Genomic DNA, 24,890 nt, shown 5'->3' with positions numbered 1-24,890 from the left:
GTCAGTCTCCGGTCGGGCCGAATCGTTCGGTTCTGATCCGCTCCGGCGGGTGCCCGAGCGTCAGCAGCAGGTCGGCGGCCGCTTCCACGAAGCCGGTCGGCCCGCACACGTAGCAGTCCGGCTCGAAGTCGGCCGGCCAGCCGCCCTCGGCCAGGTCGGCCAGGGTGATCCGCCCGGCCGGGCGGGCCGCGCCGGGTGGCGTGGCCCTGGTGTAGAGGTAGGCGACGTCCAGCCCGGGCTCGGGCTGCCGCAACTCGGGGGCGTAGTAGCGGCGGTCCTGGTCGCGGAGCGAGTAGAGCAGGCGGAACGGCACGCTGCTGCCTGCCTGCCGGCGCGCCCTGATCATCGCCATCAACGGCACGATCCCGGACCCGCCGCCGACCAGCACCACCGGCGCCTTGCTCGCCGGCTGCCACACGAACCAGCCGCCCACCGGGCCGCGGATCTCGATTTGGTCGCCAGGCTCGACCACCTCGGTCAGGTATGGCGAGACCTCACCGTCGGGCACGGCCTCCACGGTCAGCTCGATGCGGTCGCCGTCGGCGGGCGCGGCCAGCGAGTAGCTGCGTTGCGCGGTGTAGCCGTCGTCGGCCGTCAGCCGCACGTCCACGTGCTGCCCCGCCAGGTGCCCCGGCCAGCCGGGCACGTCGAACACCAGCGTGCGGGCGGTGGCGGTCTCGTCGCGGACCTCGCGCAGGCGGGCGGCCTGCCAGGTCAGGCGGCGGCGCACCTAGTCGCCCTCGTAGCGCTGCTCGCGCCACGGATCGCCGTAGTTGTGGTATCCGGCGGTCTCCCAGAAGCCGGGCCAGTCCTCGTTGAGCAGCCGGATGCCGCGCACCCACTTGGCGGACTTCCAGAAGTACAGGTGCGGCACGATCAGCCGGGCCGGGCCGCCGTGCTGTGGCGCCAGCTCCTCGCCGTCGAAGCTGTGCACGATCCACGCCTTGCCGTCGAGCAGGTCCTCAAGCGGCAGGTTCGTGGTGTAGCCGCCATAGGAGTAGACCAGCGCGTATTCGGCGGCGGTCTCGACATCCTCGAAGAACACGTCCAGGGAGACGCCCTCCCAGGTGGTGCCGAGCTTGGTCCACTTGGTGACGCAGTGGATGTCGGCTGTCGGCGTCTGCCTGGGCAGCGCCATGAACTCCTGCCACGACCAGCGGTGGGTCTGCTCGGCCTCGGTGTCGATGGCGAACTCCCACCGGTCGAGCGGGACCCGAGGCGTCGGCCCGGCCGACAACACCGGGAAGTCCTCGACCAGGTATTGGCCGGGCGGCAGCCGGTCGCCGCCCTCTCTGCGCCTTCCGCGGAAGCCGCGCGAAACGATGCTCACGCCTCATTCCATCATGTGATCAGCTCCGCCGGGGAGCGACGAGGCCCGACTCGTACGCGAACACCACGAGTTGTGCCCGATCGCGTGCCCGTAGCTTGATCATCGCCCTGCTGACGTGCGTCTTCGCGGTCGTCGGGCTGATCACCATGTGGGCGGCGATCTCGTCGTTGGACAGGCCGCGGGCCACCAGCGCGGTGACCTCGCGCTCGCGGTTGGTGAGCACGTCCAGGCCCTCGGGCGCCGGCTCGGGGCGGCGGGCGACGTACTCGCCGATCAGCCTGCGGGTGATCGCGGGGGAGAGCAGCGCGTCGCCGCGGGCCGCGACCCGGACGCCTTGCAGCAGGTCGGCGGGCTCGGTGTCCTTGACCAGGAAGCCGCAGGCCCCGGCGCGGAGCGCGTTGAAGACGTACTCGTCGAGGCCGTAGTTGGTGAGGATCACGACGTGGACGTCGGCCAGCCGCTCATCGGCGGCGATGCGCCGGGTGGCCTCGATGCCGTCCATCACCGGCATCTGAATGTCGAGGAGGGCCACGTCGGGCCGGTGTTCCAGGGCGAGGGCGACGGCCTGCTCGCCGTTCCCCGCCTCGGCCACCACCTCGATGTCGTCCTCGACCTCCAGCAGGGCTCGGAAGCCGCCGCGGATGAGCGCCTGGTCGTCCACGAGCAGCACGCGGATCACGATGCCTCTTCCAACTTTGACGTCTCCTTCAGCGGAAGCTCGGCGCGTACGGTGAAGCCGCCCTCGGGGCGGGGCTCGGCCCGCAGCCGGCCGCCGAGTGCCGTGACCCGCTCGCGCATGCCGAGCAGGCCCACGCCGGGCACGGGCGGGGCATCCGGGTCAGCCTGGCCGTCGTCGTCCACCTGCACGACCAGCTCCGCATCCGCGTAGTCGATGCGGACCGCGGCCGTGGCGCCGCCGGCGTGCCTGGAGACATTGGTGAGCGCCTCCTGGACGATGCGGTACGCGGCCCGGTCCACTTCGGCAGGCAGCTCCCGGCGTACCCCAGAGATCGTCACCGTGGCCTGAAGCCCGGTCGAGCAGGCCCGCTCCACCAGGTCGTCCAGCCGGTCGAGGCCGCTGGCCGAGGGCTCGCCGGCGGAGTCGCGCAGCACCTCCAGCGTGGCACGCAGCTCCCGCATTGCGTCGCCGCTGGCCTCCTGGATGGCCAGCAGCGACGCGGGCACCTCCTCGCCGCGTTTGCGCGCCAAGTGGACGGCGACCCCCGCCTGGACCTTGATGACCGAGATGCTGTGGGTGAGCGAGTCGTGCAGCTCCCTGGCGATGCGCAGGCGCTCCTCGCCCGCGCGGCGCCGGGCCGCCTCCTCGCGGGTGCGCTCGGCCTCGGCGGCGCGCTGCTCGGCCTGCTCCAGGTACGCCTGCCGGTGCCTGGTCACCGTCCCCGCCACGCCGGCCGCCAGGAACCAGCCGACGAACATGGACGTGCTCTGGAGGTTCTCGCCGCTCCCATCGGCGTTGGGCAGGTTCACCGCCAGGGTGACGCCCAGGAACACCACGCTCGCCAGCACTGCGGGCAGCCGATGGCCGGCCCTGACCGCGCCGAACACCGACACCAGCACGGCAAAGCCGGCCGGCGGGCCCGGCTGCGCGTGCACCGCGACGACGAGCATGCAGGCTGTGCTGACGACCAGGGGCACGAGCGGCGCCCGGCGCCAGGCGACGAGCGAGAACGACCCGATGAGTGCGGCCGCGAAGTCGAGCGCGCCCGCGTGCGGCGTACCGGCCACGACGACCGACAGCAGGGCGGCCACCACCGCGGCGAGCGCGCCGTCCATGGCGAGCGGCCGCCATCGGTCCAGAGAGCTCATTCCTGCAGATTAGGGCCTTTTCTCCGGACGATCCTCCCTTGGAGGGCGTATTCCGTCACTACTCCCGGCGAAGTAGTCACGAAGATGCTGATCCGGTGGGCGTACGGCAGAAGCATCCCCGTGCACGACGACCGCTGACCGGCCGGAACACCACCATGTGCGGATATGGACACGAAGGCTGTTCGCCTTCGGTGCGATCACCGCCACGGAACAAGCCGAGACCCATCACCCGAGCACCCACAGGAGAAAGATCATGACCGTACAGCAGCACGTCGCCGCCCCTTCCTGGACCATGCAGGCGCTGCGGGCCGTGGTGGTCCTGCACGTCGTCGCGCTGCTGTTCCAGGCGGTGACGGCCGGAATGTTGTTGTCCACGCCCGGCGGCCGGGCCTTGCATATGCTCTCCGGGGTCGTCCTGGTCGTCATCGGCCTCCTCCACCTGATCATGGCGATCCTGGTCTGGAGGCCAGGCGGCGCGTCGGCGCGGTTCATCGCCCCGGCCGCGGGGCTTCTGGTGTTCACGATCGTGGCGGCGATCCTCGGTATCGCGCACGTGAAGACCGTTCACCTGCCGCTCGGCGTGCTGCTGTTCGGCGGCGGCGTGATGCAGCTCAGCAGGGTCCTGGCCAGGCCGGGCCGGGCATGAACCCGACCAGACGTGACGCGCTGCGCCTGCTCGGGCTCGGCGCGGTGGCGGTGGCCGCGGTGCCGGGCTGCTCGCTGCTCGCCGGCACCCCGCAGCCGCAGCTCCTGGTCGGCGCGGCGCCGCTGCCCAAGCCGTACGTGGTGCCGCTGCCGGTCCCCGAAGTCGCCAAGCCGGTACGCAGCGCCGGCGGGGCCGACTTCTACGAGCTGGCCGAGCAGGCGGCCGACGTGGAGGTGCTACCCGGGCTGCGTACCCAGATATGGGGATATGGCGGCCAGTTCCCCGGGCCGACCATCGTGGCGCGCAGCGGCCGCAAAACGGTCGTGAAGCTGATCAACCAGCTCGGCGCCCCGACCGTCCTGCATCTGCACGGCGGGCACACGCCGCCCGAGTCCGACGGCTTCCCGACGGACCTGGTGGCGCCGGGGGCCGCGCGCGAGTACGTGTTCCCGCTGGAGCAGCGGGCCGCCACGCTCTGGTACCACGACCACCGCATGGACTACACCGGGCCGCAGGTCTGGCGCGGGCTGGCTGGCATGTTCCTGGTACGCGACGCCGAGGAGGAGGCGCTGCCGCTGCCCGCCGGGGAACGCGACCTGCCGCTGCTGATCTGCGACCGGTCGTTCGCCGCCGACGGCAACCTGCTGTACCCGGCGCTGGGCGACCGGCCGGGGGTTCAGGAGGGGTACATGGGCGGCGTGCTCGGCGACGTGATCCTGGTGAACGGGGCGCCGTGGCCGGAGCTGCGGGTGGCCAGGGCCCGTTACCGGCTGCGATTGTGCAACGGCTCCAACGCGCGGGCGTACGAACTGGCCACCGGCGGGCCGATGATCCAGATCGGCAGCGACGGCGGGCTGCTGAGCGCGCCGCGTACGGTGCGGCAGATCCGCCTGTCGCCGGGAGAGCGCGCGGACGTGGTCGTCGACTTCTCCGCCTACAAGCTCGGCCAATACGTCGAGCTGCGGAACCTGGCGGGGGAGGGCGCGCAGGCGCGGGTGATGCGGTTCGCGGTGGACCGCGACGAGGCCGACGACTCGGCCGTGCCGCAGCGGCTGTCCACCGTCGAAGCGCTCGACCCGGGCAAGGCCACGGTGACGCGGGACTTCGAGTTCAGCAGTGGCAGCATGCACGGCGGCACCGGCTGGCTGATCAACGGCCGGCCGTTCGACCCGAAGCGCATGGAGGCCAGGCCCAAGCTCGGCGACGTCGAGATCTGGCGGCTGACCAGCGACGTGGCGCACCCGGTGCACCTGCACCTCGACCACTTCCAGGTCTTGTCGGTCAACGGTGAGCGACCAGCCGGACCGCCGGAGTGGAAGGACACCGTCGAGCTGCGCGACGCGCAGACGGTCGAGATCGTCACCCGGTTCACCGGCTACCGGGGCCGTTACGTCCTGCACTGCCACAACCTCGAGCACGAGGACATGGCGATGATGGCCAGTTTCGAAGTCGTATGAAGGGGATCAGCATGCCCATCGACCTGGCGGAGCGTTTTCACGCCTTCCTCACCGAGATGCCTCACGAACTGGGCTTGGGGAACGAGGACGCCGCCGCCATCATCGACCGCTACTACGTGCCCGAGATCGAGTACTGGAACGACGGCATCTGCCTCGACCGCCAGCGCCTGATCGACCATGTGAAGCCGGCCCGCAAGAACGCGGCAAGCCTGCGGATCGAGGTGCACGACAGCCTCGTGGGCGAGGACGTGGCCGCGGCCCGCTACACGTTGCACGCGGTCCTGCGCAAAGGCAACACGATCACGACGGAGATCTGCCTGTTCGCCCGCTATGCCCCCGATGGGCGCGTCCTCCGGGTCGACTCGATCACCCGGACGTTGTGACCCGTATGGACCGTCCAGCGGACGGCGCTCACAATCGGGGCCATGGGAGACGCGTATGTCGGCGCCAGGACGCCGCGAAGGGAAGACGCCAGGCTGCTGACCGGCCGTGGCAGGTACGTCGGCAACGTCCGCCTGCCGGGCGCCGCCCACGCGTACGTGGTCCGCAGCCCCATCGCCCACGGACGGCTGTACGGCTGTGACGCCAAGGCGGCCTGGGCGGCCGAGGGCGTGCTCGACGTGATCGTCCCGGCCGACGCGGCCGGCATGCGCCTGCCCTGCGTCAGCGTGGCGCCGGGCCAGCCGATCACGGAGTACCCGGTGCTGGACGAGGCGATCAGGTACGCCGGCCAGCCCCTCGCCGTCGTCGTCGCCCGCACGCCCGAGGCCGCCAGGGACGCCGCCGACCTGGTCGAGCTGGAGCTCGAGGAGCTGCCTGCCGTGACCGGGATGGAGCGGGCGCTGGAGGGCGACGCCCCGCTGCTCTACCCGGACTGGGGCACGAACGTGCTCACCGACTTCACGCTCGGCGACACCGACTGCGCGGCCGCCATTGAGGCCGCCGAGCACGTGGTGGAGATGACGTTCCGGATGGGCCGCGTCTCGCCGTACCCCATGGAGCCGCGCGGTGTGGTGGCCTCCTACGCCGACGACGAGCTGACCGTGCACACCTCCACCCAGGCGCCGCACCACGCCCGCGAGCAACTGGCGGACGCGCTCGGGCTGGCCCACGATCGGATACGCGTCATCGGCGGCGACATCGGCGGCGGATTCGGCGGCAAGGAGCACGTCTACCCCGACGAGGCGCTCATCTGCCTGGCCGCCATGCGCCTGGGCCGGCCCGTGTCCTGGGTCGAGTCGCCCGGCGACCGCCTGCTGGCCACGCTTCCCGCGCGGGCGGCCGTGCACCGGGGGCGGCTGGCGCTCGACGGCGACGGGCGGTTCGTGGCTTTGCAGGTGGACGTGCTCGGCGACATCGGCGCTCACCCGTCGAACGTCGGTGCCTCGACCGCCGCGGTGACGGCGACGTTGCTGCCCGGGCCGTACCGGTTCGACCGGGTCGCGGTACGCGTGCGCGGCGTCGTCACCACCACCACGCCGACCGGCTCCTACCGGGGCTTCGGCCAGCCTGAGGGCACGCTGACCAGAGAGCGGCTGATCGACGAGGCGGCACGCAGGCTGGGTGTCGACCGGATCGAGCTGCGGCTGCGTAACATGCTCGAGCCTGACGAGCTGCCGTACACGACGCGCGTCTACACGCCCTACGACTCGGGCGACTACCCGCGCGCCCTGCGTACCCTCCACCACCTGGCCATGCTGCCGGAGAAGAACGATGGGCGCCGGCGGGGGATCGGCTACTCCTGCCACGTCGAGACCACCGGCATGGGGCCCTCGATGGACCTCAAGGCCACCGGTTTCCTGGCCGGCGGGTACGAGACCGCGGTTCTGCGTATGGAGCAGGACGGTTCCGTGGTCGTGTCGTCAGGGGTGGTGTCGCTCGGACAGGGCATCGAGACGGCGCTGGCCCAGCTGGCCGCCGACCGGATGGCGGTGCCCATCGAACGGGTGCGGGTCGTGATGGGGGACACGGACAGGACGCCGTACTCGGGGATCGGGTCGATCGCCAGCCGGGCGCTGGCGGTGGGCGGTGGAGCGGTGATCCAGGCCGCCGCCCAGCTGCGCGACAAGCTCGTGGCCATCGCCGCGCACCGGCTGGAGGCCGCGCCCGCCGATCTGGAGATCGCAGACGGGGCCGTGCGCGTGAAGGGCGATCCTCAGGCGTCGGTGACGCTCCGCGCGCTGGCCACGTCCGCGTGGCGCGGCTGGGACCTGCCGGAAGGGGTCTCGCCCGGGCTCGAGGAGCGGGCCAGCTACGACCCCGCCGCCTACACCTACGCGTATGGGGCACACGCGGCCGCCGTGGCCGTCGACCCGGAGACCGGGGCTGTCGAAGTGGAGCGCTACTGGGTGGTCAACGACGCCGGCGTGCTGGTGAACCCGGCGGTGGTGGAGGGCCAGATCCACGGCGGCGTGGCTCAAGGCATCGGCGAGGCGCTGACCGAGGAGATCGTCTACACCGAGGACGGCCAGCCGATCACCGACTACTTCCTGCCCACCGCAAGGGAGATCCCGGACATCCAGGTGGTGATGCTGGAGACGCCCTCGCCGATCACGCCGGGCGGCATGAAGGGCGTCGGCGAGGCCGGCACGATCGGCCCGCCCGCCGCCATCGCCAACGCGGTCGCCGCCGCACTCCCCGAGATCGCCGACAAGATCACCGACGTGCCGCTGACCCCGTCGGCCCTGTGGTCACTGCTGGAGGTGTCGAGATCCCAAAGCCGGGCACGCCGATGACGCCATGATCGCGCGCAAAGAATGGCGATTTTCTTGCCGAAGATTCGACCCAAACGGCTTTCTCGTGCGTACAAGTTTCGACAGCCGCGTACGGCAACCGAGAGGCAGGCACTCTTGTTGAACCAGACGCGTATTCGCTGCCCCGCACCGGAGAGAGAAGCCATGACCACGCTGCGATCAGCTCCTCAGAGCAGGATGCAGTACGTATGGCCGCTGCGCGAGGACGCCCGGACGGTCGGTCACGCACGAGCGATCATTCGTACGGAATTGTCGGCCCTCGCCCTTTCCGCCGATGTCGTCGATGACGCCGTGCTCATGGTGAGCGAATTGGTGACAAATGCCTTCATGTACGGTGACGCTCCCTACGAACTGATGCTGCACGTGGACGCCAAAGAGATCATGTGCGTCGTCGTGGACAGCAGCCCGGCCCTGCCCGTCCCGTCGCCTCCCGACGTGAGCGCCGAGCACGGGCGCGGCCTGCACCTCATCGCCCGGCTCTCCGACGGTTTCTACGGGTGTCACCCCCAGCGCTACGCCACCCGCCCCGACCTCGTCGGCAAGGCCACCTGGTTCGCCCTGCCCCGCCAGGGCGTCCAGGGCAACGTGGTGCCGATCAGGCCGGGGACCTGACCCCGCGCCGCCCTCAGCGGCGGGCGGGGTTCTGAGCGGCGCGGACGGTGGCCAGGACGAGCAGGCCGGCGGCCAGGCCGATGAGCGCGCTCACCCGGTAGACGCCGTTCAGCGCCGCGTACGGTGCCGCGTCGTCCCGATACAGCAGGCCGAGGACGGCGATGCCGAGCGCGTACCCGAGCTGCCTGACCGTGTTGACGGCGCCCGCGGCCATGCCGGCCCGCCGCGGCGGGGCGAAGGCCATGGCGGCGGAGCTGAGCGACGGCACGGCCAGGCCCACGCCGACCCCGGTCACGACCAGGCCCGGGGCCAGCGCGGTCCAGGCCGCGCCCGGGTCCAGCGTGCCCTGCAGGAACGCGCCCGCCCCGATCAACAGCAGCCCGCCACCGACGGCGGCACGAGGGGACAACCCAGGGAAGAGCCGTGCGGTGGCGACAGAGACCACCAGGGACGTGGCGGCCATCGGGGACAGCGCCACCCCCACCAGCACCGGCCCGAGCCCGAGGTCCTGCTGCAGCCAGAGCGAGGTGAACGCCAGGCAGGCGAACGCGGCAGGCATGAGCAGCCCTGCCCCGGCCAAGATCCCGCTGAACGACCGATCGGCGAACAACCGCAGGTCCAACATGGGCCGGTCGCTGCGCGTCTCGACCACGAGGAAGGCCGCCAGCGCCACGGCCGCCACGCCCAGCGGCGCCAGCGCCCGCGCCGCCGTCCACCCGTACTCGCCGGCCTCGATCAGCCCGTACGTGAGCGCGCCCGCCGCCACCGTGAACGTGACCATCCCCGCCCAGTCGGGCCGCCCGTCGCCGGACAGGCGTGACTCGTTGACGGCCCGCAGCGTGAGCCAGGCGGCGACCAGGCTGATGGGCAGGTTCACCAGGAAGATGGCCCGCCAGTGCACGTGTTCGGTGAGCAGGCCGCCGAGCACTGGCGCGATGGCGGCGGCGGCCCCGTTGACGCCGCCCCACACGCCGAACGCGATGCCGCGCTGCCTGCCGTGGTAGGTGGAGCTGATGAGGGCGAGCGTGGTGGCCATCATGGCCGCACCGCCCGCCCCCTGCACCACGCGGGCCGCCAGCAGCACGCCCCCGCTGGGAGCCAGCCCGCAGGCGAGCGAGGCCAGCGCGAACACGGCCAGCGCCCCCAGGTAGACCTTGCGCCGTCCGGCGTGGTCGGCGAATGACCCGGCGGCCAGCAGCAGGGCGGCCAGCGCGAGCGCGTAGCCGTCAAGCAGCCATTGCGTGCCGGTGAACGACATGTGGAGGTCGGCCGCGATCGGGGGCAGGGCGACCATGACGATGGTCACGTCCACGAGCAGCATGAAAGCGCCCAGGCAGGCGGCCACCAGCGGCTGCCAGCTCGTGGTCGTCTCTGAGGTCTGCATTGTTTCCGTCATGGTGACCACGGTCGGGGTGGAGCGTGGGTATTCGCCGGAAGAGTCGCCATATATGGCGCTTTTCCGTACTGGATAACCTGTGCTGGTGGAAATCATCACGCTCGACGAGGTGGACCGTGGGCTGATGCACGCCCTGCAAGTGGACGGGCGGGCCTCGTTCAGCCGCATCGGCGAGGTGCTCGGCGTGTCCGACCAGCGGGTGGCGCGCCGCTACCGGCGGCTGCGCTCCACCGGCATGCTGCGCGTGGTCGGCGTCGTGGACGGGCGGCGGCTCGGGTACGAGTCGTGGTCGATCCGGCTGCGCTGCACCCCCGACGCCGCCGTCTCCATCGCTCAGGCGCTCGCGCGGCGCTCCGACACGTTCTGGGTGCACCTGCTGTCCGGCGGCACGGAGATCTCCTGCGGCGCGCTCCAGCGCACGGCGAGCGAGCGCGAATCGCTGCTGCTCAACAAGCTCGCCAGGACCAACCGCGTGTTGTCGGTGACGGCCCACCGGACCCTGCACATGTTCGTCGGCGGGCGGATCGGCTGGACCGGCCTGGCCGCGCTCACCGCCGACCAGGTCGCGCACTTGGCCGCCGGGCGCGTCTACACCAGGCGGGGCGACGGCGAGCCGGTCACGATCGGCCCAGGTGACGAGGCGTTGTTCGAGGCGCTGTCGCGGGACGGCAGGGCGGGCTACGCCGACCTGGCGGCGGTGACCGGCTGGTCGGAGTCAACGGTCAAGCGCCGCATGGAGCACCTGTGCGCGGCCGGCGCGCTGTTCTTCGACATGGACGTGCTGCCCACGCTGCTGGACTACCAGGTGGAGGCGCAGCTGTGGATGTCGGTGCCGCCGGCCGAACTCGACGCGACCGGGCGGGCCCTGGCCAGGCATCCGGAGGTCGCGTACGCGGGCGCGACCACGGGTCCCAACAACCTGACGGCCAGCATCGTGTGCCGCGACGACGCGGCCTTCTACCGCTACCTCACCGAGGGCCTGGGCGCGCTCCCCGCGATCAGGCACCTCGAGACCGCGCCGATCATCAGGACCATCAAGCGGGCGGGCGCACTGCTGCCCATCTGAGCCGCGATAATCGAGGCGTGCGGCGGCCGTCCAGGCGATCCATCCTCCAGCTCGGCGGCGTGGCCGCGGCCGGGATCATCGGGGCGCTGGCCCAGGCGGAGGCCGCGCACACGCCCGACGACTCGTTCGTGCGATTACGCCGGCGGTGGCGCGCGGTCAGCGCGGGCGCCGGGCACGACCCGGCCGCGGAGCCGTACCGGACTCGGCTGGCCGAGTTGGGCGGTAAAGCCGCCCGTTACCGCGACAGGATGGCCCCGGCTCGCACGTGGCTCTGGCCCGACCAGGCGTTCCCCTCCTTCATGGCGACGCCGCGGCGGCTGCGGACGATGGCGCACGCGTACGTGCTGGAGGGCACCGGACTGACCGGCGACGCGGGCCTGGCCGCGGCCGTCGCCGCCGGGGTGGACCACTACCGGCGGCACGTGTACGCGGCCGGCGCCGACCCGGCGGGCAACTGGTGGCACTGGCAGATCGGCGTGCCGAAGGCGCTGCTCGACGCGGCCGTGCTCATCGGGCCGCACCTGGACGAACGGCGGAGCCTGGCGTTGCGGGACGCCGTGGACCACTTCGTGCCCGAATCCCGCCTCGGCTCCTACAGCGGCACCAGCACCGCCGCCAACCGCGTGGACCTGTGCCTGGTGATGTTGTTGCGGGCCATGCTCAGGTCCGACCCGGGCAAGGCGGCGCTGGCGGTCTCGGCGCTGTCCCCGGTCTTCCGCTACGTCAGGGACGGCGATGGGTTCTACCGCGACGGGTCGTTCATCCAGCACAGTTACGTCCCCTACCAGGGCGCCTACGGCGTGACGCTGCTGTCCGGGCTGGCCATGATGTTCGCGGTGCTGCGCGGCTCGCCATGGGAGGTGGCGGACCCGATCGTGGTCGACGCGGTGGAGCGGTCGTTCGCGCCGTTCGTCCGTGACGGGGCCTGCATGGACCTGGTACGCGGGCGCGGCGTCGGCAGGCGGCCCTTCGGCGACCACGAGAAGGGACAGGAGATCGCGGCGGCGATCCTGCTGCTCGGCGACGTGGCCCCGGCCGCGGTGCGGGCCCGCTGGCACGCCATGGTGAAGGGCTGGGCGGTGCGGAACACGTACCGGCCGATGCTGGAGCACGCCGAGCCCGCCGTCCACGCCCGGCTGACGGCGATCATGGCGGACGAGTCGGTCCCGGCCGCGCCCGAGCCGGTCGGGCACCGGCTGCTGCCGATGAGCGCCAGGGCCGTGCACCGCCGGCCGGGCTGGTGCGCGGCGCTCAGCATGGCCTCGCACCGGATCGGCCACTACGAGCACGGCAACGGCGAGAACCTGCGCGGCTGGCACACCGGCTCCGGAATGCTCTACTGGTGGGCCGGCGGCCACGGCGACCAGTACTCCGACGCGTTCTGGCCCACCGTGGACCCCTACCGCCTGCCCGGCACGACCGTCTCCACCCGGCGGCTGCCCGACGGCGCGGGCGAGGGCTGGGGCGACACGCGAACGCCCTGGCGCTGGGTGGGCGGGGCCACGGACGGCGAATACGCGGCCGTCGGCCAGCACCTCACCGGGCTGGAGAGCACGATGGAGGCGTTCAAGTCGTGGTTCTTCCTCGACGACGCCGTCGTCTGCCTGGGGGCGGGCATCACCTGCGCGGACGGGGCGCGGGTCGAGACGATCGTCGACAATCGCAGGACCGACGCCCTGCTCGCCGCCGAACCGGGCTGGGCCCACATCGAGGGCCACGGCGGTTACCTGGTGCCAGGATCGCTGCGCACGCTGCGGGAACGCCGGCTGACCCGCGACTATGCGACGCTCTGGCTGGACCACGGCGTCGATCCCCGCTCGGCCGGCTACGTCTACACGTTGCTGCCCGGCGCGAGCCGGTCGGAGACCCGTGCCAGGGCCGCCGACCCAGGCTGGCTACGCGTGCTGGCCAACTCCACCCGGCTGCAGGCCGTCCACGTCCCGTCACTGGGGCTGAAGGCGGCGAACTTCTGGACCGCAGGAGCCGCCGGCGACCTGTCCGCCACCGCCCCGTGCGCGGTGCTGGCCCGTGAGCAGGGCGACGGCACGGCCACGCTCACCGTGTCGGACCCCCGATGCGACCTGGACGAGCTGACCGTGACCTGGTCCCGGCCGGTGGCCGAACTGCTTAGGGGGGACGCCCTCCTGACCGGCTCCGCCTTCACGTTCCGGCGGCTCGCCGAGAGGGAGGGCGCCTCCGTCACGGTCACCGTGCGGCTCAGCCCTTAGGCCGCTCGCCAGGCCTTTCCCGTGATCTCCGGTACTCCTCCACCACCAGATCCGTGAGCTCCTGGAGCGAGGTCTCCGCCGTGGGCTTGTCGAACGTGATCGTGCCGTGCTGCAGCAGGTTGACCCGATCGCACACCTCCAGGATCTGGGCGTAGTTGTGCGCGATGATCACGATGGACACCTCGCCACGCGCCTTCAGGTCACTCACCAGGTCGAGGATCAGCGCGCCCTCCTTGGCCCCCATCGCGGCCAGCGGCTCGTCGAGCAACAGGATCCGCGATCGCGAATAAACCGAGCGGGCCACGGCGATGGCCTGGCGCTGCCCGCCGGACAACTTGGCGACCTCGACGTCGACCGACGGGATGCGTACCCCCATCGTTTCGAGGTGCTCGATGGCCAGCTTGCGCATGCGCCGGTTGCTCAGCAGCCGGGCGAACCCGACGTGTTCGCGGCCGAGGAACATGTTGTGGTACACGCTGAGCTCGTTGATCAGCGCGAGGTCCTGGTAGACGATGTCGATGCCCAGGGAGCGGGCCTGCTGCACCGACTTGAGCGTCACCTCCGCGCCGTCGAGCAGGATGCGGCCCGAGTCCGGTTGGTGGAACCCGCAAAGGAGCTTGACCAGCGTGGACTTGCCGGCGCCGTTGTCGCCGATGAGCCCGAGCACCTCGCCTTTGGCCAGGGTCAGGCTGACGTCGCGCAGCGCCGTGACGGCGCCGAACCGCTTGGAGAGCGATTCGGCGCGCAGGACTTCGGTCATGTCCTTCCCGCCCTTCGCAGCCGGGTCAGCGTGACGTTCGCGATCATGGAGAGCAGGATCGCGGCGCCCAGGATGAGGAAGTACGGGTTGGCGGAGATGCCGATGAGGTTCATCCCGTTCTGCAGCACCGCCAGCACGAGCGCGCCGAGCGCGCCGCCCACGATCGTCCCTGAGCCGCCGGCCAGTGCCGTGCCGCCGATCACCGCCGCCGACACGGCGGTGAACATGAGCCCGGTGCCGCCGCCGATGTTGGGGTCGATCGTGTGGATCCGGAATGCCTCGATCAGACCGGCGAACGCCCCAAGAGTCCCGCCGATCATGAAATTTCCCATCTTGACCCTGCCAGTGCGTACGCCTGCCTCCGACGCGCCCAAGGGGTTGCCCCCGGCCGCGATCGTGTGCAGCCCCCACCTGGTACGTGTCAGCACCACGTGGAGAAAGGCCACGATCCCCAGTGCCCACCAGAGATGCGCCCACGGTGCGGCCCCGAGCCACGAGCCGATCGTCCCGTCGACCGGCTCGGGGATCTCGGCGGGATAGGCGTGCGACGTGGTGAGCACGATCCCGGTCACCGCGTAGAACGTGCCCAGCGTGGTCACGAACGACGGCACCCGCAGCACCACGGTCACGAACCCGTTCACGAACCCGATGGCCGTCCCCGTCAGCAGCGCCAGCACGATCGCCGGGATCGCCGGGAAGCCCCAGAAGTCGATCGCGTAGTGCATCATGAACGGCGCCAGAGCCGCCACCACCCCGACCGACAGGTCGATCTCCCCGCTGACCAGCAGTAACACGGTGCCGCACGCCACTATGGCGGCCGGCGCGGCGGCCTGGGTGATGTTGACCAGGTTGTCCCCGGTCAGGAACACGTCCGTGGCCGAGACGAAGTACAACCCCAGGGCGATCGCGACCACCAGGACGCCTGCCTCCCGGTGCTTCAGGAACGCCTCCCGCAGGCTACGCATGGGGAATGGGGCCGGAGCGGGACACGAGCTTCTGCGCCGTGTCGGAGCCCTCGAAGCGGGTTTTGGTCGTCTGGTACGGCCCCACGTTGTCCTTCGTCACGAAGAGCAGTCCCGTGTTCGTCTCGGACGGGAACAGGAGCCCGCCGGACAGCTTGTACAGGTACAGATAGAGCACCGGCAGGAATCCCTGCAGGTACGGCTGCTGGTCGATGGTGTAGTCCAGGTCGCCGCTCTTGATCGCGGCCAGCGTCTCGGGCACCAGGTCGAAGCCGCCGGCCACCTTGAGCCCTTTCGAGCGCATGGTGTACTTCTTGACGACCTGCCCGATCGACTGCGTGGAACCGGCGTCCACGGCCAGCATGCCCGCCAGGTTCGGGTGGCCCTGGGCGTAGGCGTCGATGATGGACAAGCCTCTGGTGACGTCGGCGTTGGTGCCGACCGCGGTGAAGGTGATGGACCTGCCCGAGTCCTTGATCGCCTGTTCCGCCCCGTCGATCCTGGGCTGAATGTTCAGCGCTCCCGGCGTGGCGATGAAGCCCACGATGTCGCCGGATTCGACCTGCTGGAGCGCCCGCTGGCCGAGCGCGTACCCGGACTCGTAGAGCCCCTGCCCGATGTACGCCAGCCGGCTGGTCCCCTTGTCGTCGCGGGCCCCGTCGGCGTTGTACGACACCACCGGGATGCCCGCGTCGAGCGCCCGGTTGACCGGGTCGCGGAAGGCCGCCTTGTCCACCACGGCCACCGCTAACCCGTCCGCCTTGGCGGAGATGGCGGCGTTGGTCGCATTGACCATTTCGGCCACGATCGAGTCCTTCGAGCCCGTCCACTGGAACTCGGTGCCGAGCAGCGCGCACGCGTCCTGGGCGCCGTACTGGGCGGGAGTGAAGAACGGGTTCGTCGTGACGTGGCAGACGAAGACGAACTTCCACTTGGGCGTGGCGGGGAAGTCTCCGGGGGCCGCCGCCGCGCCGCCGGTCGCGGCCGGCTGATTCTGGCTGGACGTGCAGGCCGACAGCAGCGCCGCGGCCGCGGCCGAGGCGCTGGCGAGCCCGGCGCCGGTGAGCAGCCGCCGCCTCGCGATCGGGGTGAGTTGAAGGGTGTCGACCGCTTCCTCGACCTTGGGGTGGATCTTCTTCATGTGCTCGACCTCGTATTCCCTACGAATCGGTCCAGCCGCAGGGGCCGGACCCGTATGGGTGCCCCCGATAGCCCCGCCGGGCTTCCTTTTCCGCCAGTGAACCCCTTACGGGCGCGCGTGTCAGCAACCAGTTCGCTGACAGGTCTACTCATCGTGTATACCCGGTGTGTATAGTCGGCGGCATGACGGTGTCGTACACGCTGCTGGGCCTCCTGGAGGAGGCCGATCGTCACGGTTATGACCTGAAGCAGGCTTACGATCGCCGCTTCGGCGCGGCCAAGCCGATCAGGTTCGGGCAGGTCTACCGCACGCTGGCCCAACTCGTTCGCGACGGGCTGGTCGAGATCGCCGGCGTGGAGCCGGGCGCCGGGCCGGAGCGCAAGCGGTACGCCATCACCCCGGAGGGAGTGACCGACTTGGACCGCTGGCTCGCCGAACCGGAGGATCCCCAGCCCCAGCTCCAGACGGTGCTGTTCACCAAGGTGACGCTGGCGCTCATGTCCGGCCGGCCCGCCGAGGAGTTCCTGGACGCGCAGCGCACGCGGCACCTGGCTGCGATGCGCACGCTGACCGTCGCGCGGCGCGAGGCGGAGTCGGCGCAGGACGCCCTGCTGGCCGACTACCAGCTGTTCCATGTCGAGGCGGATCTGCGCTGGATCGAGCACGCGGCCGGCCGGCTGGCCACCCTGGCGGAGGAGGTCCGGGATGACGGTCCTAAGCGGTCGTGACCTGCACAAAAGCTTCGGCCGCACGCCGGCGCTGCGCGGCGCCGCGCTGACCCTGGCCGACGGCGAGGTGCTGGCCGTCATGGGGCCAAGCGGGTCCGGCAAGTCCACGCTCCTGCACTGCCTGGCCGGCGTGCTGCGGCCGGACGCGGGCGAGGTGCTCTTCCGCGACGTGCGGATCGACCGGCTGCGCGACCGTGAGTGCGCCAGGTTGCGCCGCACGAGCTTCGGGTTCGTGTTCCAGTTCGGACAACTGGTCCCCGAGCTGCCGATGGTGGAGAACATCGCGCTGCCGCTGCTCCTGGAGGGCCGCCGGCGCGGGTCCGCCCTCGCCGAGGCGTCGGAATGGGTCTCCCGGCTGGGCCTGGACAGCGTGTGGGACCACCTGCCCGGGGAGGTGTCCGGCGGGCAGGCCCAGCGGGCAGCTGTCGCGCGCGCTCTGATCGCCCGCCCGGAGGTGGTGTTCGCCGACGAGCCGACCGGCGCGCTCGACTCCGTCGCCGCCGACCAGGTGATGGAGCTCCTTGTGGACACGGTTCGGGCCCAGGACGCGTCGATGGTGGTCGTGACCCACGAGCCGCGGGTGGCGGCCTTCGCCGACCGCACGGTAATCGTGCGCGACGGGCTCGTCGCCCAGTCGGTGGGTGCCCGATGAACGCCGTCCTGATCGGCATGAGACTAGCCGTCGCCGGCGGCCGCACGGGATGGGTCAGGCTGGCGCTGACGGCGCTGGGCGTCAGCGTCGGGGTCGCGCTGTTGCTGCTCTGCCTCACCGGGCAGTCCGCGCTGCAGGGGCGGGCGGAAAGGTCGGTGTGGCGGGACACCTCGTCGTCCACTCCGGCCACGGCGCCGGACCCGATGTTGTGGCTGGCCGTCAGCGACCACTTCGCGGGCGAGCCGCTGCACCGGGTGCACGTCGCGGCGCTCGGGCCGCGCCCGCCGGTGCCTCCCGGCCTCGACCGGCTGCCGGCGGCGGGTGAGGTCGCCGTCTCACCCGGGCTGCGCTTGCTGATCGCGACGACCCCGCGCGACCAGCTCGGCGACCGTTTCCCCGGCCGGATCGCCACGACGATCGGCCCTGCGGCACTGGAGTATCCCGGCCAGCTCGTCGCCGTCGTCGGCTACACCCCGGAGCAGTTGCGCACGCTCACCGGCGCGCAGAGGGTGCTCGGGATCCAGACGGGGTTGCCTGGCGACTACTTCTACACCGTGGGGGCGCGGCTGCTGATCGGAATCGTGGCGGTTCTGCTGCTCGTGCCCGTCGCCGTCTACATCGTCATGGTCACCAGGATCGCCGCCGTGCGCCGGGAGCAACGCTTCGCCGCGATGCGCCTGGCCGGCGCCACCCGGGCGCAGCTCGCGGTCACGGCCGCCACCGAGACCGGGATCGGCGCCGCCGCCGGGGCGATGCTCGGCTTCCTCGGCTACACCGCGCTTCGCCCTGTGGTGGCCGGGCACCTGACCCACGGCGGGGCCCGCTTTTTCGACTCCGATCTCACCGTGGCGCCTGCCGCGCTGATCGCGGTGCTGGTGGGAGTGTCGCTGTTGGCGATCGGCGCCGCGATGACCTCGATCATCGGGATCCGGATCACGCCACTGGGCATCGGCGTCCGCGCGTCGGACCGGCGGCCGCCGACGGCCTGGCGGATGTCGCTGCTCGGCGTGGGCATCGTTGGCATGCTCGCCATCGTGACGCTGCCCGGCATACCGTGGCTGGTCGAAGGCGCACCGCCGGAGCAGCCCTATATGATCTTCCTGCTCTGCGTGCTCGTGGGTGTCGTGCTCGCCGGGCCGTACGTCTGCCTGGTCACCGCCCGGGCCATGGTCCGCCTCGGCCGCCGTGCCACCACGCTGATGGCCGCCCGGCGCATCGCCGCGAACCCCCGCACGTTTAGAGGGGTCACCGGAGTGGTGCTGGCCGTCTTCGCCGCCACGTTCATGGCCTGCATGCTCAGCGCCGCGGGCAGCGCGCCGGGGGCCGCGTTCTACGGCGGCCTGCGCCCCGGCGTGGTCGAGATCTACGTCGGCAACCAGCCGGCCTCTAGACTCGCGCCGTTGATGGGCGCGCGAACAGTGGTGGTCCGGGTGCACCCGGACGACTGGGGCTCGGTCGTGTCCTGTGCCGACCTGACCCGGATCGTGGTCGCCTCCTGCCCGCTCCCGGAGTCCGTACGGGCCCGCGGCCTGGGGCGGGACCCACCATCGGGGTGATGTCGGGGGCCATCCACGAGTCCGTCCCGAACGCCGTGGGCCGTCCGATCCGTGCCCTCTATGTGCTGACTGACGGCACCCTCGCGGCGGAGGAGCGCGTCCGCACCCGGGCCGCGCTCCTCCTGCCACGCGCGATACTCAACACCCAGCGCGACACCGTTCTGCAGGAGTCGCGGCTGTGGGCCGAGCTGACCACGCTCGCCCGGCTGACGACCTGGTTCGTCGTCGTGGTGGCCGGGTGCAGCCTGACGGCCGGGGTGGTGGCCGGGCTGATCGAGCGGCGGCGCCCGTTCGCGTTGTTGCGGGCCTCGGGCGTGCGGCTCGGAGAGCTGCGCAGGATCGTGCTGCTGGAGTCCGCCGTGCCTCTGGTGCTGGCGGTCGTGCTCGGCGCCGGCCTCGGCGCGGGGGCCTCGTACGTGATGGCCGTCTCGAACGGGGACCGGTGGTTCCCGCCCGGTCTGGACTTCGCCGGCGGCCTGGTTGCCGGGGTGCTGACCGCCCTGGCCGTCACGATGACCGCACTCCCGCTGATGAACGCCGCGACCAGGTACGACGCCGTCCGCTACGAGTAGAGCCCGAGCTCACGCATGACGAAGGCGAGCCAGTCGGTCTGCTGCCGGACGATCGTGCTCCAGTTCGCGCCGCCGTGCCCCGCGTCCGGCCAGACCCGCAGCAGGACCGGATGGGACGAGGTGGTGGCGGCCTGGACGCGGGCCGCGAACTTGCGGGCGTGCCAGGCCGGGCAACGCGGATCGTTCTCGCCCGCCTCCAGCAGGATCGCCGGGTACGCCGTCCCCGGCCGCACGTTGTGGTACGGCGAGTAGGCCATGAGCACGGGCGCGTCCGCCGGGTCGTTCGGGTTGCCGTACTCCGGGATCGTCGCGGCCGTGCCCACCGGGTCCCGGGCCACGCGCATCAGGTCCAGCTTCGGCATGGCGCAGACCACCGCCCGCCACAGGTCGGGCCGCTGGGTCACGGCCACGCCCCCGAGCAGGCCGCCGTTGGAGGCGCCCTGGTCCGATGGTCCACCGGCGCTCGCCGCCGTCGCTCGTGCTCACGCCTCCGACCGTAGGACCTCCCGCCACGGGAGGTTCAAGGCCCTTGACGAACAAGCCCGCAGCGCCTAAGTTCCCGGCCACGGCGAAACATATCGTTACGCTCCCGAAACTTTCGGAGGTCTTCGGTGAAGTCCCTGATCATCGCCCTGGCGCTCGTCGCCGCCGTCCCGCTCCCCGCCCACGCCGACCACCGAACGGCGCGTGACTTGCGCGAACTCGCGTTCCAGAACGGCATCAGAATCGGCAGCGCCGTCGACATCCCCACCCTGCGCAGTGAGGACGACTACCGCAAGGTGCTCAACCGCGAGTTCTCCCACGTCACCGCGGAGAACGCGATGAAGTGGGAGTCGGTCGAGCCGGAGCGTGGCGTCTTCACCTGGGCCGACGCCGATGCGCTGGTCGACAACGCCCGCCGCAACAACCAGAAGGTACGCGGCCACACCCTGCTCTGGCACAACCAGCTGCCGTCCTGGCTGACCAGCGGCGTCGAGAACGGCACCATCGACGCCACCGAGCTCAGGGAGATCCTGCGCGACCACATCACCACCCAGGTACGCCGCTACAAGGGCAAGATCAGGGCCTGGGACGTCGTCAACGAGGTGGTCAACGACGACGGCACGATGCGGCAGAGCATCTGGCTCACCCACCTCGGCCCCGGCTACATCGCCGATGCCTTCCGCTGGGCCCACCGCGCGGACCCGCACGTCAAGCTCTACATCAACGACTACAACCTGGAGTGGAACGCCGCCAAGATCGAGACCACGCTGTCGATCGTCAAGGACCTCCAGGCGCAGGGCGCGCCGATCCACGGCATCGGCTTCCAGGGCCACCTCGGCATCCAGTACGACTACCCCGGCGACTGGGCGAACGTCATGCGCCGCTTCGCCGACTTGGGCCTGGAGGTCGCGGTCACCGAGCTGGACGTGCGCATGGAGCTGCCGGTGACAGCCGAGAAGCTGACCACCCAGGCCGACTACTACCGCCGGGCGCTGACCGACTGCCTCAGCGTCAAGGCCTGCCGCGAGTTCACCGTCTGGGGCTTCACCGACCGGCACTCGTGGGTGCCCGGCTGGTTCGAAGGCCAGGGCGCGGCCTGCCTGTTCGACGAGAACCTGGCGCCCAAGCCCGCCTACCACGCCCTGCTGGGGGTGAAGAAGGCCTAGCTCACGCCCACGCCGGCTCGCCCAGATCGCGCTCGGGCCACTGGTGCACGGGCAGCCGGGCCTCGATCAACGCCCGCCCACTGCCGCCCCCGACCACCAGCGCTCGCTTGACCATCAATCCTTCAAAAAACTTCTCCGTGGCCATGTCGATCCGGCAGGGACGCGTTCGACGCGCTTGATGAGAGAGCAGATTCACGCAAGTGGAAGGGCCCGCGTCATGCAGAAGATCACCACGTACCTCTGGTTCGACAACCAGGCCGAGGAGGCCGCGCAGTTCTACACCTCGCTCTTCGACGACTCCCGCATCCTGGAGGTCCAGCGCTACCCCGAGGGCGCGCCGGGCCCGGCAGGGAAGGCGATGATCGTCACGTTCGAGCTGGCCGGCCAGCGGTTCATCGCGCTGAACGGCGGCCCGCAGTTCAAGTTCAACGAGTCCGTCTCGCTGTTCGTCGACTGCGAGTCGCAGGAGGAGGTCGACGAGCTGTGGGCGAAGCTGACGGATGGTGGTGAGGAGTCGCGGTGCGGCTGGCTGAAGGACAGGTGGGGCCTGTCCTGGCAGATCATCCCGCACCGCCTCAACGAGCTGCTGAGCGACCCCGATCCGGCCAGGGCGCAGCGTGCCATGCAGGCCATGCTGGGCATGGCGAAGATCGACGTCCAGGTGCTGGAGAAGGCCGCGACGGGCTGAACGCTCGGGGTGGCCGGTGAGCGATCACCGGCCACCTGCCTCATCCTTCGGCCAGCCCGTACGGCAGATCGGGCCGCTGGGCGGCGATGTGCGTGAGCCGGTTGTACTTGATCACCCGCTCGCCGCGCGCAGGCGCTCCCGACTTGAACTGCCCGCACCCGCTGGCCACCGCCAGCTCGGCGATGAAGTCGTCCACGGTCTCGCCGGCGCGGTGCGAGACCATCCGCGCGTAGTCGTGCTTGCGGCACACCTCCATCGCCTGCAACGTCTCCGTCACGGTGCCGACCTGGTCGACCTTGATGAGCGCGGCGTTGGCGATCCGCGCGGCGATGCCCTGCTGGATGACGGTGGGGTTGGTGACGAACACGTCGTCGCCGACCAGCTGGACCCGCTCGCCGAGCCGGTCGGTCAGCTGCCGCCAGCCCTCGATGTCGTCCTCGGCCAGGCCGTCCTCGATGCTCCAGATCGGGTAGTCGGTGGCAAGCTGCGCGTAGAGCTCGATCAGCTCCAGACTGGACAGGCGCTCGCCCGCCACCTGGTACGCGCCGTCGCCGCGGCGGAATCGGGAGGCGGCCGGGTCCAGCGCGATGGCCACCTGGTCGCGGGCGGGCGTGTAGCCGGCGTCGTCGATGGCCTCCACCAGCGCGGCCAGCACCTCGCGCGGGTGCGTGAAGTCGGGCGCGAGACCGCCGTCGTCGCCCTGACCGGTCGGCCGTCCCGCCGCGGCCAGGTTCCTGTGCAGGACGGCGTAGATCTCCGCCCCGGCACGTACGGCCTCGGCCATGGAGGGCGCACCGATCGGGGCGATCATGAATTCCTGGAAGTCGAGCTGATTGGAGGCGTGCAGGCCGCCGCTGACCAGGTTGAAGTGCGGCACCGGCAACCGCGGCCGCACGGTGTACGGGGTGAGGAACTCCCACAACTGCTGCCCCTGGGAGGCGGCCACGGCGCGCGCGGTGGCCATCGACACCCCCACGGTGGCGTTGCCGCCCAGCCTGCTCTTGGCCGCGGTGCCGTCCAGCTCGATCAGGGCCTGATCGACGTCGGCCAGCGAATGCCAGGGCCGGCCCTTCAGCCGGTGGAAGATCGAGCCGGTGATGAGGGCCGCCGCCCGGGTCACGCCCGCGCCGCCGTACCGGCTCATGTCACCGTCGCGTAGCTCGATCGCCTCCTTCGAGCCGATGGAAGCGCCGGAGGGCACCCCGGCCCAGCCGGTCGCGCCGCCCGCCAGGGTCAGCGTGACCGACAGGGTGGGGCGGCCGCGCGAGTCCAGGATCTGCGTGGCGCGCAGGTCGATGATGTGGAACGCGCACAAGGCTCCTCCTGAGGGGTGCGTCTCCGTCGTTTTCGACGGTGTCATGGCCGTTCCCGTACACAAAGGGCAAATCGACCTCACTTGGCGACGGATTGTCGAAGGGGCGGCCTATGGTCCGGGGACATGACGAACCCCTGGGACACGGTTCGCGCGGCGATCGACGCCGAGGACACCACCGCCGTCGTGACGCTGCTGACCGCCTACGACGACGCGCAGCGCCGGGAGGTGGTGCGCGAGTTGCCCTGATGCCTGCCGATCGCGCGCCGGGCCGGGCGCAAGCGGGACTGGGAGCACGAGAAGGAGCACCAGGCACAGATCACCGCTGGCCGCAAAAGCTGCTGCGGTCCGCCAGGCCGGCGAGACCTGCATGCCTGGCTTACTAGACGACCTGGGTGACGAGACGCCCCATCCGGTAGACCGCCTGCGGACGCCGCAGCGCGGTGATGTCGGCCAGTGGGTCCCCCTCCACGGCCACCAGGTCGGCGTCGAACCCCGGCGCGATCATGCCCTTGCGCTCGTCCACCCGGCAGGCACGCGCCGCCACCGACGTGATCGACCGCAGCACGTCGATGGCCGCGTACCCCTGCTCGACCAGCATCTCCGCCCCGTATGGCAGCACCCCGTGCGGTTTGGGCGGCCCGATCCCCGCGTCCGTCCCGATGACGAAATCCACCCCGGCGGCGTAGAAGGCCCGCAACGCCTCCGTCATGCCGGCGATCCGCTGCTGGATGCGCGGTGGCGGCGGCACCGGGCTCGGTGCTATCCCCGCCGTGAGGGACACGACGATGTCGGCGGCGGCCAGCCGGGCGATCAGCCCGTAGTCCACCTCGAAGGAGTCCTCGGTGAAGAACGAGCAGTGCTCGATCGAGTCGAACCCGGCCTCCAGCGCCTGTGTGACCCCCTCCGCGCAGTGGGCGTGTCCGGTGATCGGCAGGCCGTGCGCGTGCGCCTCGTCGGCGGCCGCCTTCAGCTCGGCGGGGCCGTACTGGAGCAGGTGCGAGTGGGAGCCGGCGGTCATCTCACCGCCGGTCACCATCATCTTGATCACATGCGCGCCATGCGTCGCCCGCTCCCGCACGGCCTCGCGCACCCCTTGTTCGCCCGCCGCCTCGCCGCCCAGGAACCAGCAATGCCCCTTGGGCGTGGTGATCGGCGCCCCGGCCGAAAGGATCTCGGGCCCGTCGAGACCCAGCCCGAGTCCCAACGCCAGATAGTCCCGGTCGCCCAGGTCGCGCACCGTGGTCACGCCGGCCGCCAGGTGTTGCCGCGCCGCCGACCGCATACGGTCGGCGAGACCCGGCTGCTCCAGCATTCCCAGGACGTCGAGGCCGGCGTCGAAGGCCAGGTGGACGTGGCAGTCGATGAGCCCGGGCAGCAGCGTGGCGTCACCCAGGTCGATCGTGGCGGTCGCGTCGCCGGTGACGTCGGCGACGCGCCCGTTCTCGACGACCACCACGCGGTCGTGGTGCATTTCCCGGCCGTCGAAGAGACGGCGAGCACGTAACGCGAGCATGCCGCCACCGTCGCACGGCCCCGCCGGAAACGCCTGAGT

General features: G+C 71.2%; 24 protein-coding genes and 1 pseudogene. 14 read left to right on the top strand and 11 right to left on the bottom strand.

Translation table 11 applies throughout. From position 1 onward, the window contains the following. Position 1: 1 nt before the first annotated feature. The 4 genes from ACTWPT_RS28175 to ACTWPT_RS28160 are packed head-to-tail and all read right to left on the bottom strand — an operon-like array spanning position 2 to position 3,157. The gene (locus tag ACTWPT_RS28175) at positions 2-730 is read right to left on the bottom strand and encodes a ferredoxin reductase (protein WP_443180481.1); all 729 of its coding nucleotides are present in this window, start codon (positions 728-730) and stop codon (positions 2-4) included. Beyond that, positions 731-1,330: a sulfite oxidase-like oxidoreductase gene (locus ACTWPT_RS28170; protein ID WP_443180480.1), complete on the bottom strand. Its 600-nt coding sequence runs from the start codon at positions 1,328-1,330 to the stop codon at positions 731-733. A 19-nt stretch (positions 1,331-1,349) separates the two neighbouring features. Next, on the bottom strand, positions 1,350-2,009 hold the full coding sequence (locus ACTWPT_RS28165) for a response regulator (protein ID WP_443180479.1): 660 nt from the start codon (positions 2,007-2,009) through the stop codon (positions 1,350-1,352). Continuing rightward, entirely contained in the window at positions 2,006-3,157 is a 1,152-nt protein-coding gene (locus ACTWPT_RS28160) for a sensor histidine kinase (protein ID WP_443180478.1), read from the bottom strand. The genes ACTWPT_RS28165 and ACTWPT_RS28160 overlap by 4 nt, the downstream gene beginning before the upstream one ends. A gap of 253 nt (positions 3,158-3,410) precedes the next feature. On the opposite strand from ACTWPT_RS28160, the gene ACTWPT_RS28155 reads away from it, so the two are divergent. The 5 genes from ACTWPT_RS28155 to ACTWPT_RS28135 all read left to right on the top strand — a co-directional run bounded on the left by ACTWPT_RS28155 (position 3,411) and on the right by ACTWPT_RS28135 (position 8,625). Further along, on the top strand, positions 3,411-3,803 hold the full coding sequence (locus ACTWPT_RS28155; protein ID WP_443180477.1) for a hypothetical protein: 393 nt from the start codon (positions 3,411-3,413) through the stop codon (positions 3,801-3,803). Continuing rightward, on the top strand, positions 3,800-5,260 hold the full coding sequence (locus tag ACTWPT_RS28150; protein ID WP_443180476.1) for a multicopper oxidase family protein: 1,461 nt from the start codon (positions 3,800-3,802) through the stop codon (positions 5,258-5,260). Before ACTWPT_RS28155 ends, ACTWPT_RS28150 begins: the two co-directional genes overlap by 4 nt. A gap of 11 nt (positions 5,261-5,271) precedes the next feature. Further along, positions 5,272-5,643, top strand: coding sequence for a nuclear transport factor 2 family protein (locus ACTWPT_RS28145; RefSeq protein ID WP_443180475.1), 372 nt, complete (start codon positions 5,272-5,274; stop codon positions 5,641-5,643). Between the two features lie 42 nt (positions 5,644-5,685). Next, a complete protein-coding gene (locus tag ACTWPT_RS28140; protein ID WP_443180474.1) occupies positions 5,686-7,995 on the top strand; it encodes a xanthine dehydrogenase family protein molybdopterin-binding subunit in 2,310 nt (769 codons plus the stop codon). Positions 7,996-8,157: 162 nt separating this feature from the next. Next, positions 8,158-8,625 carry an ATP-binding protein gene (locus ACTWPT_RS28135; protein ID WP_443180473.1) on the top strand — a complete coding sequence of 156 codons (468 nt, stop codon included), beginning with the start codon at positions 8,158-8,160 and terminating at the stop codon, positions 8,623-8,625. A gap of 13 nt (positions 8,626-8,638) precedes the next feature. Here the strand turns inward: ACTWPT_RS28135 and ACTWPT_RS28130 are convergent, their stop codons facing one another. Beyond that, entirely contained in the window at positions 8,639-10,021 is a 1,383-nt protein-coding gene (locus tag ACTWPT_RS28130; RefSeq protein WP_443180472.1) for an MFS transporter, read from the bottom strand. An 85-nt stretch (positions 10,022-10,106) separates the two neighbouring features. Between ACTWPT_RS28130 and ACTWPT_RS28125 the strand changes: the two genes are divergently transcribed. Further along, a complete protein-coding gene (locus ACTWPT_RS28125) occupies positions 10,107-11,087 on the top strand; it encodes an Lrp/AsnC family transcriptional regulator (RefSeq protein ID WP_443180471.1) in 981 nt (326 codons plus the stop codon). Positions 11,088-11,104: 17 nt separating this feature from the next. Continuing rightward, positions 11,105-13,315: a polysaccharide lyase 8 family protein gene (locus ACTWPT_RS28120; RefSeq protein ID WP_443180470.1), complete on the top strand. Its 2,211-nt coding sequence runs from the start codon at positions 11,105-11,107 to the stop codon at positions 13,313-13,315. Here ACTWPT_RS28120 and ACTWPT_RS28115 read toward each other — a convergent pair. The 3 genes from ACTWPT_RS28115 to ACTWPT_RS28105 are packed head-to-tail and all read right to left on the bottom strand — an operon-like array spanning position 13,305 to position 16,178. Continuing rightward, a complete protein-coding gene (locus tag ACTWPT_RS28115; protein ID WP_443180469.1) occupies positions 13,305-14,075 on the bottom strand; it encodes an ATP-binding cassette domain-containing protein in 771 nt (256 codons plus the stop codon). The genes ACTWPT_RS28120 and ACTWPT_RS28115 overlap by 11 nt on opposite strands. Beyond that, positions 14,072-15,040, bottom strand: coding sequence for an ABC transporter permease (locus ACTWPT_RS28110; protein WP_443180468.1), 969 nt, complete (start codon positions 15,038-15,040; stop codon positions 14,072-14,074). Before ACTWPT_RS28110 ends, ACTWPT_RS28115 begins: the two co-directional genes overlap by 4 nt. Continuing rightward, positions 15,033-16,178, bottom strand: coding sequence for a sugar ABC transporter substrate-binding protein (locus tag ACTWPT_RS28105; protein WP_443180467.1), 1,146 nt, complete (start codon positions 16,176-16,178; stop codon positions 15,033-15,035). The genes ACTWPT_RS28110 and ACTWPT_RS28105 overlap by 8 nt, the downstream gene beginning before the upstream one ends. Before the next feature lie 182 nt (positions 16,179-16,360). On the opposite strand from ACTWPT_RS28105, the gene ACTWPT_RS28100 reads away from it, so the two are divergent. From ACTWPT_RS28100 to ACTWPT_RS28085, 4 genes are read left to right on the top strand one after another with little or no spacing between them, the layout of a single operon-like run. Beyond that, positions 16,361-16,906: a PadR family transcriptional regulator gene (locus ACTWPT_RS28100; RefSeq protein ID WP_443180466.1), complete on the top strand. Its 546-nt coding sequence runs from the start codon at positions 16,361-16,363 to the stop codon at positions 16,904-16,906. After that, positions 16,884-17,558: an ABC transporter ATP-binding protein gene (locus tag ACTWPT_RS28095; RefSeq protein ID WP_443180465.1), complete on the top strand. Its 675-nt coding sequence runs from the start codon at positions 16,884-16,886 to the stop codon at positions 17,556-17,558. Before ACTWPT_RS28100 ends, ACTWPT_RS28095 begins: the two co-directional genes overlap by 23 nt. A gap of 17 nt (positions 17,559-17,575) precedes the next feature. Then, positions 17,576-19,114 (top strand): FtsX-like permease family protein, encoded by a 1,539-nt coding sequence (locus ACTWPT_RS28090; protein WP_443180464.1) that lies wholly within the window; start codon positions 17,576-17,578, stop codon positions 19,112-19,114. Beyond that, positions 19,114-19,686: an FtsX-like permease family protein gene (locus tag ACTWPT_RS28085; protein WP_443180463.1), complete on the top strand. Its 573-nt coding sequence runs from the start codon at positions 19,114-19,116 to the stop codon at positions 19,684-19,686. Before ACTWPT_RS28090 ends, ACTWPT_RS28085 begins: the two co-directional genes overlap by 1 nt. Here ACTWPT_RS28085 and ACTWPT_RS28080 read toward each other — a convergent pair. Continuing rightward, positions 19,677-20,114 (bottom strand): annotated as a pseudogene (locus tag ACTWPT_RS28080) (prolyl oligopeptidase family serine peptidase); the annotation flags it as partial. The gene ACTWPT_RS28085 and the pseudogene ACTWPT_RS28080 sit on opposite strands and share 10 nt — an antisense overlap. A 183-nt stretch (positions 20,115-20,297) precedes the next feature. On the opposite strand from ACTWPT_RS28080, the gene ACTWPT_RS28075 reads away from it, so the two are divergent. Together ACTWPT_RS28075 and ACTWPT_RS28070 are read left to right on the top strand one after the other, a co-directional pair. After that, positions 20,298-21,335 carry an endo-1,4-beta-xylanase gene (locus ACTWPT_RS28075; RefSeq protein WP_443180462.1) on the top strand — a complete coding sequence of 346 codons (1,038 nt, stop codon included), beginning with the start codon at positions 20,298-20,300 and terminating at the stop codon, positions 21,333-21,335. A gap of 217 nt (positions 21,336-21,552) precedes the next feature. Further along, complete coding sequence (locus ACTWPT_RS28070) at positions 21,553-22,023, top strand: VOC family protein (protein WP_443180461.1); 471 nt, start codon at positions 21,553-21,555, stop codon at positions 22,021-22,023. Between the two features lie 40 nt (positions 22,024-22,063). On the opposite strand, the gene eno is transcribed toward ACTWPT_RS28070, so the two are convergent. Further along, positions 22,064-23,338 carry a phosphopyruvate hydratase gene (gene eno, locus ACTWPT_RS28065; protein WP_443180460.1) on the bottom strand — a complete coding sequence of 425 codons (1,275 nt, stop codon included), beginning with the start codon at positions 23,336-23,338 and terminating at the stop codon, positions 22,064-22,066. Positions 23,339-23,461: 123 nt separating this feature from the next. On the opposite strand from eno, the gene ACTWPT_RS28060 reads away from it, so the two are divergent. Then, positions 23,462-23,584, top strand: a complete 123-nt coding sequence (locus ACTWPT_RS28060; protein WP_443180459.1) for a hypothetical protein — start codon at positions 23,462-23,464, stop codon at positions 23,582-23,584. 133 nt (positions 23,585-23,717) lie between these two features. On the opposite strand, the gene ACTWPT_RS28055 is transcribed toward ACTWPT_RS28060, so the two are convergent. Beyond that, entirely contained in the window at positions 23,718-24,851 is a 1,134-nt protein-coding gene (locus ACTWPT_RS28055; RefSeq protein WP_443180458.1) for an amidohydrolase family protein, read from the bottom strand. Between the last annotated feature and the right edge of the window lie 39 nt (positions 24,852-24,890).

Origin of the sequence: Nonomuraea sp. 3N208 (assembly GCF_052245935.1) — a bacterium.
In the GTDB taxonomy this organism is placed as follows: domain Bacteria; phylum Actinomycetota; class Actinomycetes; order Streptosporangiales; family Streptosporangiaceae; genus Nonomuraea.
Note: the sequence above shows the minus strand (reverse complement) of the source record. Positions and strands in the feature narration are given on the sequence as shown.

What these genes read in the sequence shown, in the direction of transcription:
- ACTWPT_RS28160 (WP_443180478.1), bottom strand. Translation starts at nt 3,157, where the DNA reads ATGAGCTCTCTGGACCGATGGCGGCCGCTCGCCATGGACGGCGCGCTC.
- ACTWPT_RS28155 (WP_443180477.1), top strand. Translation starts at nt 3,411, where the DNA reads ATGACCGTACAGCAGCACGTCGCCGCCCCTTCCTGGACCATGCAGGCG.
- ACTWPT_RS28150 (WP_443180476.1), top strand. Translation starts at nt 3,800, where the DNA reads ATGAACCCGACCAGACGTGACGCGCTGCGCCTGCTCGGGCTCGGCGCG.
- ACTWPT_RS28145 (WP_443180475.1), top strand. Translation starts at nt 5,272, where the DNA reads ATGCCCATCGACCTGGCGGAGCGTTTTCACGCCTTCCTCACCGAGATG.
- ACTWPT_RS28140 (WP_443180474.1), top strand. Translation starts at nt 5,686, where the DNA reads ATGGGAGACGCGTATGTCGGCGCCAGGACGCCGCGAAGGGAAGACGCC.
- ACTWPT_RS28135 (WP_443180473.1), top strand. Translation starts at nt 8,158, where the DNA reads ATGACCACGCTGCGATCAGCTCCTCAGAGCAGGATGCAGTACGTATGG.
- ACTWPT_RS28130 (WP_443180472.1), bottom strand. Translation starts at nt 10,021, where the DNA reads ATGACGGAAACAATGCAGACCTCAGAGACGACCACGAGCTGGCAGCCG.
- ACTWPT_RS28115 (WP_443180469.1), bottom strand. Translation starts at nt 14,075, where the DNA reads ATGACCGAAGTCCTGCGCGCCGAATCGCTCTCCAAGCGGTTCGGCGCC.
- ACTWPT_RS28110 (WP_443180468.1), bottom strand. Translation starts at nt 15,040, where the DNA reads ATGCGTAGCCTGCGGGAGGCGTTCCTGAAGCACCGGGAGGCAGGCGTC.
- ACTWPT_RS28105 (WP_443180467.1), bottom strand. Translation starts at nt 16,178, where the DNA reads ATGAAGAAGATCCACCCCAAGGTCGAGGAAGCGGTCGACACCCTTCAA.
- ACTWPT_RS28100 (WP_443180466.1), top strand. Translation starts at nt 16,361, where the DNA reads ATGACGGTGTCGTACACGCTGCTGGGCCTCCTGGAGGAGGCCGATCGT.
- ACTWPT_RS28095 (WP_443180465.1), top strand. Translation starts at nt 16,884, where the DNA reads ATGACGGTCCTAAGCGGTCGTGACCTGCACAAAAGCTTCGGCCGCACG.
- ACTWPT_RS28090 (WP_443180464.1), top strand. Translation starts at nt 17,576, where the DNA reads ATGAGACTAGCCGTCGCCGGCGGCCGCACGGGATGGGTCAGGCTGGCG.
- ACTWPT_RS28085 (WP_443180463.1), top strand. Translation starts at nt 19,114, where the DNA reads ATGTCGGGGGCCATCCACGAGTCCGTCCCGAACGCCGTGGGCCGTCCG.
- ACTWPT_RS28070 (WP_443180461.1), top strand. Translation starts at nt 21,553, where the DNA reads ATGCAGAAGATCACCACGTACCTCTGGTTCGACAACCAGGCCGAGGAG.
- ACTWPT_RS28060 (WP_443180459.1), top strand. Translation starts at nt 23,462, where the DNA reads ATGACGAACCCCTGGGACACGGTTCGCGCGGCGATCGACGCCGAGGAC.
- ACTWPT_RS28055 (WP_443180458.1), bottom strand. Translation starts at nt 24,851, where the DNA reads ATGCTCGCGTTACGTGCTCGCCGTCTCTTCGACGGCCGGGAAATGCAC.